The sequence below is a fragment of the Comamonas testosteroni genome (assembly GCF_030505195.1).
Classification (GTDB): Bacteria; Pseudomonadota; Gammaproteobacteria; order Burkholderiales; family Burkholderiaceae_C; genus Comamonas; species Comamonas testosteroni_G.
The window spans coordinates 1,584,732-1,599,100 of sequence record NZ_CP129672.1; the positions used below are offsets into that span (position 1 = coordinate 1,584,732).

10 protein-coding genes and 4 tRNA genes are annotated in these 14,369 nt (G+C 63.7%); 8 read left to right on the plus strand and 6 right to left on the minus strand.

The features are described 5' to 3' along the window. Nucleotides 1-20: 20 nt before the first annotated feature. The 5 genes from QYQ99_RS07265 to QYQ99_RS07285 form a co-directional block, all read right to left on the minus strand. On the minus strand, nucleotides 21-2,498 hold the full coding sequence (locus tag QYQ99_RS07265) for a UvrD-helicase domain-containing protein (RefSeq protein WP_302092054.1): 2,478 nt from the start codon (nucleotides 2,496-2,498) through the stop codon (nucleotides 21-23). Continuing rightward, nucleotides 2,476-2,616: a hypothetical protein gene (locus QYQ99_RS07270; RefSeq protein WP_302092055.1), complete on the minus strand. Its 141-nt coding sequence runs from the start codon at nucleotides 2,614-2,616 to the stop codon at nucleotides 2,476-2,478. Before QYQ99_RS07270 ends, QYQ99_RS07265 begins: the two co-directional genes overlap by 23 nt. Before the next feature lie 58 nt (nucleotides 2,617-2,674). Next, a complete protein-coding gene (locus tag QYQ99_RS07275) occupies nucleotides 2,675-4,255 on the minus strand; it encodes a DHA2 family efflux MFS transporter permease subunit (protein ID WP_302092056.1) in 1,581 nt (526 codons plus the stop codon). Nucleotides 4,256-4,262: 7 nt separating this feature from the next. Then, on the minus strand, nucleotides 4,263-5,435 hold the full coding sequence (locus QYQ99_RS07280) for an HlyD family secretion protein (RefSeq protein WP_302092057.1): 1,173 nt from the start codon (nucleotides 5,433-5,435) through the stop codon (nucleotides 4,263-4,265). Nucleotides 5,436-5,559: 124 nt separating this feature from the next. Next, nucleotides 5,560-7,056, minus strand: coding sequence for an efflux transporter outer membrane subunit (locus QYQ99_RS07285; protein WP_302092058.1), 1,497 nt, complete (start codon nucleotides 7,054-7,056; stop codon nucleotides 5,560-5,562). A gap of 106 nt (nucleotides 7,057-7,162) precedes the next feature. On the opposite strand from QYQ99_RS07285, the gene QYQ99_RS07290 reads away from it, so the two are divergent. From QYQ99_RS07290 to QYQ99_RS07325, 8 genes are all read left to right on the plus strand, one after another. Continuing rightward, complete coding sequence (locus tag QYQ99_RS07290) at nucleotides 7,163-7,810, plus strand: TetR/AcrR family transcriptional regulator (RefSeq protein ID WP_302092059.1); 648 nt, start codon at nucleotides 7,163-7,165, stop codon at nucleotides 7,808-7,810. A gap of 199 nt (nucleotides 7,811-8,009) precedes the next feature. Next, nucleotides 8,010-8,987: a GMP reductase gene (locus QYQ99_RS07295; protein ID WP_302092060.1), complete on the plus strand. Its 978-nt coding sequence runs from the start codon at nucleotides 8,010-8,012 to the stop codon at nucleotides 8,985-8,987. Nucleotides 8,988-9,185: 198 nt separating this feature from the next. Continuing rightward, nucleotides 9,186-10,064: an NAD(P)-dependent oxidoreductase gene (locus tag QYQ99_RS07300; protein WP_302092061.1), complete on the plus strand. Its 879-nt coding sequence runs from the start codon at nucleotides 9,186-9,188 to the stop codon at nucleotides 10,062-10,064. Nucleotides 10,065-10,143: 79 nt separating this feature from the next. Further along, nucleotides 10,144-10,219 (plus strand) — tRNA-Lys (locus QYQ99_RS07305). A 49-nt stretch (nucleotides 10,220-10,268) separates the two neighbouring features. Next, nucleotides 10,269-10,344 (plus strand) — tRNA-Lys (locus QYQ99_RS07310). A 49-nt stretch (nucleotides 10,345-10,393) separates the two neighbouring features. Continuing rightward, nucleotides 10,394-10,469: transfer RNA gene (locus QYQ99_RS07315), tRNA-Lys, on the plus strand. A 49-nt stretch (nucleotides 10,470-10,518) separates the two neighbouring features. After that, nucleotides 10,519-10,594 (plus strand) — tRNA-Lys (locus QYQ99_RS07320). A gap of 160 nt (nucleotides 10,595-10,754) precedes the next feature. Beyond that, the gene (locus QYQ99_RS07325) at nucleotides 10,755-11,987 is read left to right on the plus strand and encodes a multidrug effflux MFS transporter (protein ID WP_053283649.1); all 1,233 of its coding nucleotides are present in this window, start codon (nucleotides 10,755-10,757) and stop codon (nucleotides 11,985-11,987) included. A gap of 180 nt (nucleotides 11,988-12,167) precedes the next feature. On the opposite strand, the gene QYQ99_RS07330 is transcribed toward QYQ99_RS07325, so the two are convergent. Beyond that, nucleotides 12,168-14,345 (minus strand): DEAD/DEAH box helicase, encoded by a 2,178-nt coding sequence (locus QYQ99_RS07330; protein ID WP_302092062.1) that lies wholly within the window; start codon nucleotides 14,343-14,345, stop codon nucleotides 12,168-12,170. Nucleotides 14,346-14,369 lie beyond the last annotated feature (24 nt).

Sequence of the window (14,369 nt, forward strand, 5' to 3'; positions counted from 1 at the left end):
CGCCAGGGACTTGGGGAAACTCAATCCACAATCGTCAGCTTGGCAATCGCCAGCGCCAGCCACTTGGTGCCATGGCGACCGAAGCTGACCTGGGCGCGCGCGTCGTCCCCCGTGCCCTCCACCGCCAGTACCTTGCCCTCGCCGAACTTGTTGTGAAACACCGCGATGCCGGCCTTGATGCCATGCGCAGGCTCGGCCTTTTGCTGTGGCACCGGCGGGCTGGCAAAGACTTCGGTCTGCTTGCCGCCCCAGCCCGAGCCGTATTGACCTCCAGCCCTGGATCCCCAGGCACCACCGGCGCCTGAAGAGGGCGCAAAACTGCCAAAGCCGCTTTGCCGGGGCGTGATCCACTTGAGCGCCTCTTCGGGCAGCTCGTCAAAGAAGCGGCTCTTGACGTTGTAGCGCGTCTGGCCATGCAGCATGCGCGTCTGCGAATGGCTCAGATACAGACGCTTGCGCGCACGCGTGATGGCCACATAGGCCAGGCGCCGCTCCTCCTCCAGACCGCCACGATCCATCATGGCGTTCTCGTGCGGGAACAGGCCTTCCTCGACGCCGCCAATGAACACGGCATCGAACTCCAGGCCCTTGGAGGCATGCACGGTCATCAGTTGCACCGCGTCCTGGCCGGCCTGTGCCTGGTTGTCGCCCGCTTCCAGCGCCGCATGCACCAAAAAGGCCTGCAGCGGCGACAGCGTCTCGCCGGTGTCGGCATTGACCATGGAGGCCGCCGTACCGGCCGGCGCCCTGAGCGCCTCGTCCAGCAGCGGCTGATTCGGATCCAGCCCCTGGCTGACGGGCGACTGACCCAGTTGCGGCGCATTCTGCTGCTCGTCCAGCGGCATGGCCACGGCATCGCGGCCAAAGCCTTCCTGGGTCACAAAGCTCTCGGCAGCCGTGACCAGCTCCTGCAAGTTCTCGATGCGGTCCGCGCCTTCCTTTTCGTTGCGGTAATGCTCGATCAGCCCGCTTTGCTCTTCCACGGTCTCGATGATTTCACGCAGCGTGCGCCCCTGCGTCTGCTCGCGCAGCACATCGATCTGGGCCACAAAGCCCTGCAGCTTGGTGCCTGCTGCGCCGCCCACGGCGGTGACGGCGTCGCTCAGCGAAGTGCCACTGCTGCGCGCCGTGTCCTGCAGGACTTCGATCGTGCGCGCGCCGATGCCGCGTGCGGGAAAGTTCACCACGCGCATGAAGCTGGTGTCGTCGTGCGGATTCTCCAGCAAGCGCAGATAGGCCAGCGCGTGCTTGATTTCGGCGCGCTCGAAAAAGCGCAGGCCGCCATAGACGCGATAGGGAATTTTGGAATTGAACAGTGCCGACTCGATCACCCGGCTTTGCGCATTGCTGCGGTAGAGCACGGCGATTTCCTGGCGCGTGAAGCCGTCGTTTCTGACCAGCTGCTTGATCTCGTCGACCATCCACGCGGCCTCGGCCAGATCGCTGGGCGCCTCGTAGATGCGCACCGGCTCGCCCGGGCCCTGGCTGGTGCGCAGGTTCTTGCCCAGGCGGTTGCTGTTGTGACTGATCAGCGCATTGGCGCAGTCGAGGATGTTGCTGTAGCTGCGGTAGTTCTGCTCCAGCTTGATCTGGTGCCTGACGTCGAACTCGCGGATGAAGTCCGCCATATTGCCCACGCGCGCGCCGCGAAAGGCATAGATGCTCTGGTCGTCGTCGCCCACGGCAATCACGCTGGCAGCCGACTCGTAGCGCCCGCCCACATCGTCGCCCGCCAGTTGCTTGAGCCACTGGTACTGCAGCTTGTTGGTGTCCTGGAACTCGTCCACCAAAATATGCTGAAAGCGGCGCTGGTAATGGTGGCGCAGATGGGCATCGTCACGCAGCAGCTCGTAGCTGCGCAGCATCAGCTCGCCGAAATCGACTACGCCCTCGCGCTGGCATTGCTCCTCGTAGAGCTGGTAGATCTCGACCTTTTTGCGGGTGTCCGGATCCGTGGCCACGACATCGCCGGGGCGCATGCCCTCTTCCTTGCAGCCCGCGATGAAATACATCAGCTGCTTGGGCGGAAAGCGCTCGTCATCCACATTGAACTGCTTGCACAGGCGCTTGATGGCCGAGAGCTGATCCTGGGTGTCCAGAATCTGGAACGTCTGCGGCAGCTTGGCCGCCTGGTAATGGGCGCGCAGCAGACGGTTGCACAGGCCGTGAAACGTGCCTATCCACATGCCGCGCACGTTGTAGGGCAGCATGGCCGACAGGCGCGTGAGCATCTCCTTGGCGGCCTTGTTGGTGAAGGTCACCGCCATGATGGAGCCGGGCGTGGCCTGCCCGGTCTGCAGCAGCCAGGCGATGCGCGTGGTCAGCACGCGCGTCTTGCCCGAGCCGGCACCCGCCAGAATCAGCGCATGGCCCGCAGGCAGGGTCACCGCAGCCAGCTGCTCATCGTTGAGGCCGGTCAGCAGGGGCGAGTGAGAGGCGGGGCTGGCGCCAGAATTTGCACCGTCTGGCGCGGAGTCAAGCAGGTCGATCGGGAACATAGCCTCCCATTGTAGAAATGCTGGCGACTCCCTGCGACTTGCTGCTGCTTTCGCGGCTTAACACTCCTGAAAAAATAGCTTGCTTCGCTTGATTAATAAGGATTTCAGATATTTTCATATCTGAAACTCATTCATATCAAGTGTAAGCAGCTATCAATTCATTCAAGCCATCGCCCTCAATGGCCGCCCGCACCGGGCTCGACCACGCGGCTCGGCCTCGGTGCCAGCCAGATCGCGCAAGCCGCCAGCACAAAGCCGCCCGCAATGATGAACATGATCTGGTTGGTGGCCAGCATCACGCTCTGGCTGGTGATGAGCTGATCGAGCGCCGACAGCGCCGCATCGGCACTCATGCCCGACTGCTGCAGCCCGTGCAGCACCTCGCCGCCGGCGTCGCTCAGGCCCACCAGTTCGGCATGCTTGCGCGTCGTTCCGCTCTCCCAGGCCGTGTTGACCATGGAGACCGCCGCTGCGCCCGACAGGGTGCGCAGAAAGTTCATCAGGCCGGCCGCGTTGTCCATCTCCTGCGGCTCCACGCTGGCCAGCGCCAGTCCGGTGGTCGGTATGAAGAAGAACGGCAGGCCCAGCCCCATGAACATCAGCGGCAGGGCGATGTCCCAATAGCCCATGTCCGTCGTGGCAAACGCCCGCCAGCAGGTGATCACCCCCATCCAGAACACGCCGCCAAAGATCAGCCGGCGCGGGTCCACCCTGGCCGCCAGCCCTGCGGCAGCAGGCGCCACGAACAGCGCAAACAGCCCCGTCCATGCCGTGACCAGACCGGCCAGCGTGGCCGTGTAGCCCATGAAGCTCTGCAGCCACAGCGGCGTGAGCACATTGACGGCGAAAAAGGCCGCAAACGCCAGACTGATGGTCAGCACGGCCATGGAAAAGCCCCGGTGCCTGAAGACGCGCAGATCCACGATCGGGTGCTCGGCATGCAGCTCCCAGATCATGAAGGCTGCAAAGCCCACCACGGCCACCGCAGCCAGCGCCACGATCATGGGCGAGGCAAACCAGTCCAGATTCTTGCCCTCGTCCAGCATCAGCTGCAGCGATCCCACCCAGACGATGAGCAGAATCAGGCCCACGGTGTCTATGGGGTTCTTGAGCAGCGGCTGCTCGTAGCGCCTGACCAGATGCCAGACCGCAAACGCGCAGACCAGGGCCACCGGGATGTTGATCAGAAAGATCCAGTGCCAGGTGTACTCGTCGCAGATCCAGCCGCCCACGATGGGGCCCAGCACGGGGGCAATCAGCGTGGTCATGGACCACAGGCCGATGGCCGCGGGCGCCATGCGCGGCGGGAAGATGCGCAGCAGCAGCGACTGGGACAGCGGCATCAGCGGGCCGCCGGCCAGACCCTGCAAGATACGCGCAAACACCAGCATGCCCAGGGAATTGGCCAGGCCGCACAGCAGCGATGCCAGACCGAACAAGCCCATGGCCGTGGCAAACACGCGCACCGCGCCAAAGCGCGCCGCCAGCCAGCCGGTCAGCGGCACGGTGATGGCCTCGGCCACCGCGTAGCTGGTGATGACCCAGGTGCCCTGGCTGGTGGTCGCGCCCAGATTGCCGGCAATGCTGGGCACGGAGACATTGGCCACCGTCATGTCCAGCACGGCCATGAAATTGGCTGCGGCCAGCACCAGGGCCGCCAGCCACAGCGTGCCCCCCGTCAGCGGCACCATGCCGGCGGCCATGGGCACGGCAGGCGTATCGGCAACCGTGGCCGCACTTGCGTTGTGATCGCTCATGAGGCACTCACTGCGCGGCCGTGGTCGCAACGCCGGCTGCGCCGGCAGGACCGCTGCGGGTGTCCACCGTCACCTGCATGGACAGGCCCACACGCAGCGGGTTCTTGGCCAGCTCGGCGGCATCCAGCTGAATGCGCACCGGCAGGCGCTGCACCACCTTGATCCAGTTCCCCGTGGCGTTCTGCGCGGGAATGGCCGCAAACGCCGAACCGGAGCCGCCGCTGAAGCCCAGCACAGTGCCGCTGTACTTCACATCGCTGCCGTACAGATCGGACTGCAGCTGCACGTGCTGGCCCACACGCACCTTGCCCAGCTGGCCTTCCTTGAAATTGGCATCCACATAGATCTGCTGCACCGGCACCACCGTCATCAGGGGCGCGCCGGCCTGCACGCGCTGCCCGATCTGCACGCTGCGTTTGGCCACCACGCCATCGATGGGAGCGCGCACCGTGCTGCGATCCAGATCGACCTGTGCCTGGTCGCGACGCGCCTGCGCCAGCTGCACCTCGGGATTGGTCTCGGCATCCGCCCCCTCGATCAGCGTGGCGTTGACCTGCTTGGCGCCAATGGCGGCCTCGCGGTTGGCCCTGGCCTGGGCCTGGGCGGCCACGGCCGATGCCTGCTGCGCCTTGGCTGCGGCAAACGCGTTCTGCGCCTGCGTCAGCTCCTCGCCCGAGACCGAACCGCTCTTGGCCAGGGCCTGGCGGCGCTGCAGGTCGATGGTGGCGCGCGCCATATCGGCCTCGGCCGCCAGCAACTGGGCGGCAGCGCGTTTTTCGTCGGCCTCGCGTGCCGTGACCTGCGCTTTCAGCCCGCCATCATTGGCCACATAGCCCTTGACGCGGCGCGTGGCACGGGCCAGCTCGGCCTCGGCCTGGGCCAGTGCCAGCCTGGCGTCCGTGGGATCGATGCGCACCAGCACATCGCCTTGCTTGACGGCCTGGGTGTCCCTGACCAGCACCTCCAGCACCGTGCCGCCTATGGAGGGCGTGACCTGCGCCACCTCGGCCGCCGCATAGGCGTTGTCGGTGGAGACGAAGTGGGAGGCATGCAGCCACCAATAGGCGCCGGCGGCCCCACCGGCAAGCAGCACCACACCTGCCAGCGCGGCCAGCAGCCGGTTGCGGCGCTGTTCGCGCGCAGCAGGATTCGCGTTCACGGAAGAAGCGTTTTCAGTCATACAAAACCTTGGAAATATTCATAGGACTTACGCAAACGGGATTGCAATAACGGTCTGCCTGATCAGACAGTCGTCTTGCCTGAACCCGTTGTGCGCAGGTCGTGATTCAGTTCAGGAAAGCGGCTCAGACCTTTGGCGAGAGCGCATCAGGGGCACCGGCAGACTCGCTCCAGCCACCGCCCAGTGCGCGATGCAGACCGATATCGAGCGTCAGGGCACGCGACTGCACATCGACCAGCTGGCGCACGCTGGCCAGCAACTGGTCTTCCGCCGACAGCACATCGAGATAGCGCGCCAGCCCGCCCTCATAGCGGTTGCGCGCCACGCGATGCGCCTCGGTCGCAGCCGTCACGGCCTGCTGCATGGCCGCCAGTTGCTGCTGCAGCGCTCGCTGGCTGACGGCGTTGTCCGCCACCTCCTGCAAGGCCCGGTTGAGCGTGCTGCGGTACTGGGCCACGGCCTCGTCATAACGGGCACGCGCGGCACCCAGTTGCGAGCGCAAACGGCCGCCATTGAAGATCGGCAGGCTGACGGCCGGCCCCACACTGGCGATGCCGGAGCCGCTTCGGGTCAACATGTCCAGGCCCAGCGACTGCACGCCGACAAAGGCGCTGAGGTTCACATCGGGATAGAACTCGGCCTGCTGCGATGCCACGCGCGACTCCAGCGCCTGCGCCTGAAGGCGGGCGGCCACCACATCGGGGCGACGGCCCAGCAGATTCGCCGGCAGTTGTTCAGGCAAGGCCCATTGCTGCTGCCACGGTGATTGCAGGCGTCCGGCATCCAGCTCGATGGCAGCACCACGATCGGGCGCGGCCCCGATCAGCGCTGCAATGCTGTTGCGCTGCAAGGCGACCTGCTCCTGCATCTGTGCCAGCTCGGCCTGCGCGGCTGCCAGACGCGCCCTGGCGCTGTGCACGCTGCCCTGGTTTTCCAGCCCGTTGGCATAGCGCTGCTCAAACAGATCGGCCGTGGTGCGGCGCACCTGCACCGATTGCTCCAGCGTCTGCGCATTGGCGGCCAGGCGCAGCAGCTGCGCATAGGCCAGGGCCACATTGCTGGACAGCACGAGACGCGCCTGCGCGGCATCGGCCTCGCTCGCTGCCAACTCGCCGGCAGCGGCGGCCACGGCGGCGCGCTGCTTGCCCCACAGATCCAGCGACCAGCTCAGGTCCAGCGTGGCGCGGCCGTAGTCATTCATGCCGCGCGGCGCGAAGGCCTCTGGCGTCAGATGGTTGTAGCTGAGCTTGTCCTCGCTGACCGAGGCGCGGGCGGAAAGCTGCGGCGCAGAGGCCGCTTCGCTCACCCCCAGCATGGCCCTGGCCTGCCGCACGCGGGCTGCGGCGGCGGCCATATCGGGAGCGCCCTCCAGGGCCTGGGCAATCAGCTGATCGAGCTGTGCATCGCCATAGCGCTGCCACCATTGCCGGGTGGGCCAGTCCATGGGCGGGGCATGGCTTGCAGCCTGCAGAGTCTCGGGCACGGGCTGCGCCAATAGTGCCTTGCCCTCCCATTCGGGAATCTGGGCGCAGGCTGCCAGAACCGCAGGCAAGCCCAGAACCCACCAGCCATGGCGCCCGGGCCGAATCCTCTGCGCCTCGGCGGCTATGCATTGAGTCATGAAATACTTTAATAATGAACTGTACGGTACAGTATATGTTTCCAGCGTTCGAGATCGCAAGCGCTACACTGAAAGACATCACAACCGACCCAGGACATTTCGCCCCATGCGCACCAAAACGGAAGAAAAGCGACAGGCCATCATTGACGTTGCAGCGGCCACCTTTGGCGAACTGGGCTTTGAGCGCACTTCCATGTCCGAGATCTGCACCCGGCTGGGCGGCTCCAAGGCCACGCTCTACAACTACTTTGCGTCCAAGGAAGCGCTGTTTCTGGAGGTGATGTTTCAGGCCTCCGAAGCCGACTTCCAGAACACCATGCTGGCGCTGCAGACAGGCAATGACGATGCGGCGCAGACACTGCGCAACTTTGGCCAGCGTTTCCTGGGTCTGCTGTATTCGCCGGAGGTGATGGCCGTGCGCCGCCTGCTGGTCTGCGAAGGCGGGCGCTCCAATATCGGCCAGCGCTGCTGGGACATGGGGCCGGCGCGTGGCAATGCCGCCATCAATGCCTTTTTGCAGCAGGGCATAGAGCGCCGGCTGCTGCGCCGCGCCGATACCGAGGTCATGCGCCATCATCTGCTGGCGCTGCTGGAGGCCGAGCTGCTGCCTCGCTTCATGTTCCAGCACCTGCCCGCCCCTACGGCGCAGGAGATTGCCCTGTGCACCGAGCGCGCCGTGGATGCCTTCATGCGGGCCTATGGCACACCAGGCGACACGCACAGCGAAAGCGCCCCTATAAGAAAATCCTTATAACCCTCATAACAATACAGGGACATACGATTTGCGCCAGCGCCGTATAGAATCAATCACCGGGCCCAAGTTTTTTGAGGTCCGGTTTTTTTTGTCTGCTGCATGCCGGCACTGCCAAAAACCGGGCTCCAAGCCAAGCGCCTATCCTTGAAAATTGAGGTGGGTGAGATTCCCGCCGTGACCTTTTCCGGAGCTTGGAACCATGGAAATCTTCGACTACGACAACATTCTTCTGCTTCCCCGCATCTGCCGCGTGGAAAGCCGTTCGGAATGTGACACCAGCGTCGTGCTGGGCAACCGCAGCTTCAAGCTGCCTGTGGTGCCCGCCAACATGAAGACGGTGGTGGACGAGAAGATCTGCACCTATCTGGCACAAAACGGTTTCTTCTATGTGATGCACCGTTTTGACATCGACAACGTGGCCTTCACCAAGGAGATGCAGTCCCAGGGACTGTTTGCCTCCATCTCTCTGGGTGTCAAGCAGCCGGACTACGAGACGGTGGACCGCTTCGTGGCCGACGGCATCTGCCCCGAATACATCACCATCGACATTGCCCACGGCCATGCTGAGAGCGTGAAGAACATGATTGCCTACATCAAGGCCAAGATCCCTGCGGCCTTCGTGATTGCCGGCAACGTCGCCACGCCCGAGGCTGTGATCGACCTGGAAAACTGGGGCGCGGACGCCACCAAGGTCGGCGTGGGCCCCGGCAAGGTTTGCATCACCAAGCTCAAGACCGGCTTCGGCACGGGCGGCTGGCAGTTGTCGGCGCTCAAGTGGTGCGCCCGCGTGGCCACCAAGCCCATCATCGCCGACGGCGGCATCCGCAGCCACGGCGATATCGCCAAGAGCATCCGTTTCGGTGCCACCATGGTGATGATCGGCTCCCTGTTTGCGGGCCATGAAGAGTCGCCCGGCAAGACCGTGGAAGTCGACGGCCAGTTGTTCAAGGAATACTACGGCTCGGCCTCCGACTTCAACAAGGGCGAGTACAAGCATGTGGAAGGCAAGCGCATTCTGGAGCCCGTCAAGGGCCCGCTGATGAACACGCTGGTCGAGATGCAGCAGGACGTGCAGTCCTCCATCAGCTACGCAGGCGGCACCAAGCTCATGGACATCCGCAAGGTCAACTACGTCATCCTCGGCGGCGACAACGCCGGCGAGCATCTGCTGATGTAGGCCGCTAGGCGCGACTCACCAGCGCGAAGGTGAACCTCCAAAAAAAGCATCAAGGGCAGCTCAGGCTGCCCTTGTTGTTTCTGGCGTTCCTGGTTCTGCATCCCGCGCGCACAACTGATCTGTGATCATGGCTTCGATTGCGGCCTTCGTCAGGGCTTAGCATGTCGTCATTCATCAGAACTCCAGGGAGACAACGCCATGAACACTTTGAAGATCGCAGTTCTGGGCACGGGCATGATGGGCCTGCCCATGGCTCGCCGCCTGGCCCGGGCCGGCCATGAAGTCCATGTCTGGAACCGCACCCGCGCCAAGGCCGAGCCGCTGGCTGCCGATGGCGCGAGCATCCACGACAGCGCGGCAGATGCCGTGCGCGGCGTGGACTTTGCCGTGAGCCTGCTGGAGAGCGGCGCCATCGTGGGCGAAGTGCTGTTCGAGCTGGGGGTTGCCGAAGCCCTGCCCAAGGGCTCGCTGTTCATCGACATGGCCTCCATCCAGCCACGCGAGGCGCGCGAACATGCCGGCAAGCTTGCCGCGCTGGGCGTGCGCCATCTGGATGCCCCCGTCTCGGGCGGCACGCTGGGAGCCGAAGCCGGCACGCTGGCCATCATGGCCGGCGGCGACGTTGCGGATTTCGAACACGCCCTGCCCGTCTTTGCGGCGCTGGGCCGTGCCACCCATGTAGGCCCGCATGGCGCAGGCCAGCTGGCGAAACTGGCCAACCAGATGATCGTGGGCATCACCATCGGTGCCGTGGCCGAAGCCCTGCTGCTGGCCGAGCGCGGCGGTGCCGACCCGGCCAAGGTCCGCGAAGCCATCTCCGGCGGCTTTGCCGACAGCCGCATCCTGCAAGTGCATGGCGAACGCATGGTCAAGCACGACTTTGCGCCACGCGGGCGCATGACGGTGCAGCTCAAGGACATGCGCAATGCCATCGCCACGGCCGAGGAAGTCGGCTTTGACGCGCCCATCACCGGCCTGCTGGAGCAGCTCTATGCCGAGGGCGTGAAAAACGGCCTGGGCGAGCTGGACCAGGCGGGCCTGTTCGTCGAATTGCAACGCCGCAATGCACTGGATTAAAAAAACCTGCGGGTTTTCCTGCAAGCCCTCCAGAATTAGCGCATAATTGCGGTCTCGCTTGCAGCGCAGGCGTTGTGTGGGGCTCTTAGCTCAGCTGGTAGAGCAGCGGACTCTTAATCCGTTGGTCGAGTGTTCGAATCACTCAGGGCCCACCAAATTTCTTCAGTCTGATTCTTCAGATTGATCCTCCGGATTTACTCCGGCGGGCTCTTAGCTCAGTTGGTAGAGCAGCGGACTCTTAATCCGTTGGTCGAGTGTTCGAATCACTCAGGGCCCACCAAAAATTTATTCAGTCTGATTCTTCAGGTTGATCCTCCGGTTTATCCGGCGGGCTCTTAGCTCAGTTGGTAGAGCAGCGGACTCTTAATCCGTTGGTCGAGTGTTCGAATCACTCAGGGCCCACCAAAAATTTATCCGGTCTGATGTTTCAGATCGATCCTCCGGTTTATCCGGCGGGCTCTTAGCTCAGTTGGTAGAGCAGCGGACTCTTAATCCGTTGGTCGAGTGTTCGAATCACTCAGGGCCCACCAAAATTTCAAAAGCCAAAGTCCTCAGGGACTTTGGCTTTTTTTGTTTGCCGCTTCCAAATGCGGCCGCATCTGCAAAAGCATGGGCGCCGACATCGCAGCCGCGCCATATCAGGCATCATGCAGACATCCCCGGGCCGCATCGGCCCACCCAAGACTCAATATGCAAAACGACCTCTCCACGTTCTGGCGCGGACCGCGCTGGACTCTGGCCATGCTGCTTGCCATTCTCGGCATGCTGGGCCCGTTCTCGGTTGACACCTATATTCCCGCCTTCTCGGGCATTGCCAAGGCATTGGGCGCAACCCCGGTAGAAATGCAGCAGACCCTGTCTGCCTACCTGCTGGGCTTTGCCTTCATGAACCTGTTTCATGGCGCTCTGGCCGACAGCTTCGGGCGCCGCCCCGTCATCCTCTGGGGACTGGTGATGTTCACCATCGCCTCGGCCGGCTGCGCGCTGTCGCAGAACATCACCCAACTGGTGATCTTCCGCACGCTGCAGGGCCTGTCCACCGGCGCCGGCATCGTGGTCTCGCGCGCCATCGTGCGCGACATCTTTCCGCCGACCCAGGCCCAGGGCGTGATGGCGCAGATCACCATCTTCTTCGGCGTGGCACCGGCGCTGGCTCCCGTGATCGGCGGCTGGCTGTTCGTGCACCTGAGCTGGCAGGCCGTGTTCTGGTTTCTGACCATCGTGGGCGTGCTGCTCTGGCTCATCAACATGAAGTTTCTGCCCGAATCGCTGCCACCCCAAAAGCGCCAGCCTTTCCAGTTCAGACCGCTGATGCAGGGCTATGGCATCTTGCTCACCGATCCGCGCTTTCTGCTGCTGGCCCTGGCCAGCGGCATTCCGTTCAACGGCATGTTTCTCTATCTGCTGTCGGCGCCGGCTTTTCTGGGCGATATCTTGCAGCTTGAGCCCACGCAGTTCTTCTGGTTCTTCATCGCCACCATCGGCGGCATCATGGCCGGCAGCTGGACCAGCGGCCGGCTGGCCGGACGCATCCCGCCCAAGCGCCAGATCCGGCACGGCTTTCTGGTGATGTGCGTGACCTCCATCATCAATCTGGTGGCCAATCTGATCTGGCCCGCGCATGTGAGCTGGGCCTTGATTCCCATCAGCCTGTTCGCCTACGGCTGGGCGCTGATGGTGCCCGTGGTGACGCTGCTGGTGCTGGACATCCACCCTGCGCGGCGCGGCCTGGCCTCTTCCCTGCAGGCCGTGGTGGGCTCGGTGGCCAACGGCTTTGTGGCCGGCGTGATTGCGCCGCTGGTCATGCATTCGGCCGCACTGCTGGCCACGGGCTCGATTTTGATGATGCTGATCGGTCTGGTCGCCTGGATCTATCTGCACCACCACTGGCCGGACATCGGCCGCCATGCCTCTGAACATTAAAAAAAGGAGCTGCTACCGCACGCTATTCATAGATTTCAGATTTAAAAGTATCTGAAATCATTGAATAACATACGCTAGCAGCTCACTTTTTAAGCAAGATTCCAGCCCCGCACGGGCAACAAAAAGCCGGCTTCAGGAGCCGGCTTTTTTCATGCTTCGGGCCGCAGCCCGAATCAGCGATCAACGCTCGTCGCGACGCGGTGCGCGGGGCTTGCGCTCAAAGCTGCGCTCGCCACCACGTTCACCATGGGGCTGGAAAGGCTTGCCGGCACTCTGACCAAAGGCGGGACGGCGATCGCCGCCGCCGAAGCCGCGCGACTCACCACCGCGGAAGCCGCCTTCGCGGGGAGCGCCTGCATGAGCGCCTTCACGGCCACCGCCGAAGCTCTTGCGACCGAAGTCGCCGCCTTCACGGCGCTGGCCACCGCCGAAGCCGCCACGCGATTCACCGCCGCCGAAGCCGCGCGATTCGCCACCACGGAAGCCGCCGCCGCGCTGCTCGCCACGATCGCCGCCGCCGAAGCTGCCGCGGTCATCGCGACGCTCGAAGCTGCGCTCCGGGCGCTGCTCGCCACCACCGAAGCCGGGACGACCGCCGCCGAAGCCACGATCCGCACCGCGCTCGCCACGATCGCCAAAGCGATCACCGCGAGGTGCACCGCCAAAGCCGGCACGATCGCCACCGAAGCGGTCACCGCCACGGTCGCCACCACGATCACCACCGAAACCGCCGCGGTCATTGCCACGGCCGGCGCCGAAGCTGCCGAAGCCGGACTTGCGGCCGTAGCCGTCGCCATCACGGCGACCACCAAAGCCGCCGCGACCACCAGCGCCGCCGCCACCACGGCGACCGTCACGTTCGCCAGCTGCGGGGAAACGCTGCTGGGGTTCCATGCCGGGAATGGTCTCGGCCTTGAACTGCTGACGGGTATAGCCTTCGATATCGAACACGCGGCGACGGTCACGGAATTCCGCAAACGTCACAGCAGTACCTTCGCGACCAGCGCGGCCGGTACGACCGATACGGTGGGTGTAGTCTTCAGCCTTCATGGGCAGGCCGTAGTTGAAGACGTGGGTGATGGTGGGCACGTCGATACCGCGAGCAGCCACATCGGTAGCCACCAGGATCTGGACCTGACCGTTGCGCAGCGCCATCAGGCGGCGATTGCGCAGACCCTGGCTCAGAGCACCGTGCAGGGCCACGGCGGAGAAGCCGTCTTGCTGCAGGTCGGTAGCCAGGCCGTCACATTCCACTTGTGTGGATGCAAACACGATGGCCTGGTTGATGCTGCTGTCACGCAGCCAGTGGTCCAGCATCTTGCGCTTGTGCTGAGCGTTGTCAGCCCAGAACAGCACTTGCTTGATGCTGGCGTGCTTTTCCTGAGGCGAATCAATCGTCAGCTTCTTCACGCCGGAGCCGTTGTCGTGCATCACACGCATGGCCAGCTGTTGCACGCGGGGTGCAAACGTAGCGCTGAACATCATGGTCTGCTTGCGCTGGGCAGTCATCACATTGACTTCAGCCAGATCGTCGGAGAAGCCCAGATCCAGCATGCGGTCAGCTTCGTCGACCACCAGGAACTGAACCTTGTCCAGCTTGATCTGCATGGAACGCTGCAGATCCAGCAGACGGCCGGGAGTGGCCACCACGAGGTCAGCGTTTTGCAGCTTGGCAATTTGCAGCTGGTAAGGAATACCACCCACCACGTTGGCAATGCGAATGCCGCGGCAGTGCTTGACCAGCTCGATGGCGTCATGCGCCACCTGCTGGGCCAGCTCACGCGTGGGGCACAGCACCAGGGCGCCAGGTACGGCAGCCTTGAAGTTGCGGGAGTTGGTAGGGTCCTTGCGCTTGTTGCGCTTGGGCGCAGGCTCGCCCTTGGCGGCGGCTTCTGCGCACAGACGCTCGAACTCGGCCTTGGCATCGGCATCGGCTTGAGCGCGTTGCTCAATCAGGGTGTGCAGCACGGGCAGCAGGAAAGCGGCGGTCTTGCCGGAGCCGGTCTGGCTGGACACCATCAGGTCGATGAAACCGCTGGCATCAGCGGCTTCGCCCATGGCCAGAGGAATGGCCTTTTGCTGCACTTGTGTGGGCTGGGTGTAACCCAGGTCGGCCACAGCCTGAACCAGCTCTGGGGCCAGGCCCAGTTCGACGAAGCCGTTAGGGACTTCTTCAGCAGCAGTTTCTTCTGCAGCAATTTCTTCTGCAGTGTTTTCTTCAGCAGTGTTTTCTTCAGCAGCAGCGTCTTCTGCGTCCATATCAGCCAGCATGGCGTCCAGACGGGAATCGATTTCAGGCGAAGACAAAGCAATATCAGCAGCGGCCACTTGGCCCTGCTCCAGGGAGTTTTCTGTCATGAATAGCTCACGCAAAAAGCGACG

Coding starts and splice junctions, on each gene's coding strand:
- QYQ99_RS07295 (WP_302092060.1), top strand. CDS start 8,010: ATGGAAATCTTCGACTACGACAACATTCTTCTGCTTCCCCGCATCTGC.
- QYQ99_RS07325 (WP_053283649.1), top strand. CDS start 10,755: ATGCAAAACGACCTCTCCACGTTCTGGCGCGGACCGCGCTGGACTCTG.
- QYQ99_RS07280 (WP_302092057.1), bottom strand. CDS start 5,435: ATGACTGAAAACGCTTCTTCCGTGAACGCGAATCCTGCTGCGCGCGAA.
- QYQ99_RS07300 (WP_302092061.1), top strand. CDS start 9,186: ATGAACACTTTGAAGATCGCAGTTCTGGGCACGGGCATGATGGGCCTG.
- QYQ99_RS07265 (WP_302092054.1), bottom strand. CDS start 2,498: ATGTTCCCGATCGACCTGCTTGACTCCGCGCCAGACGGTGCAAATTCT.
- QYQ99_RS07275 (WP_302092056.1), bottom strand. CDS start 4,255: ATGAGCGATCACAACGCAAGTGCGGCCACGGTTGCCGATACGCCTGCC.
- QYQ99_RS07330 (WP_302092062.1), bottom strand. CDS start 14,345: ATGACAGAAAACTCCCTGGAGCAGGGCCAAGTGGCCGCTGCTGATATT.
- QYQ99_RS07285 (WP_302092058.1), bottom strand. CDS start 7,056: ATGACTCAATGCATAGCCGCCGAGGCGCAGAGGATTCGGCCCGGGCGC.
- QYQ99_RS07270 (WP_302092055.1), bottom strand. CDS start 2,616: ATGAAAATATCTGAAATCCTTATTAATCAAGCGAAGCAAGCTATTTTT.
- QYQ99_RS07290 (WP_302092059.1), top strand. CDS start 7,163: ATGCGCACCAAAACGGAAGAAAAGCGACAGGCCATCATTGACGTTGCA.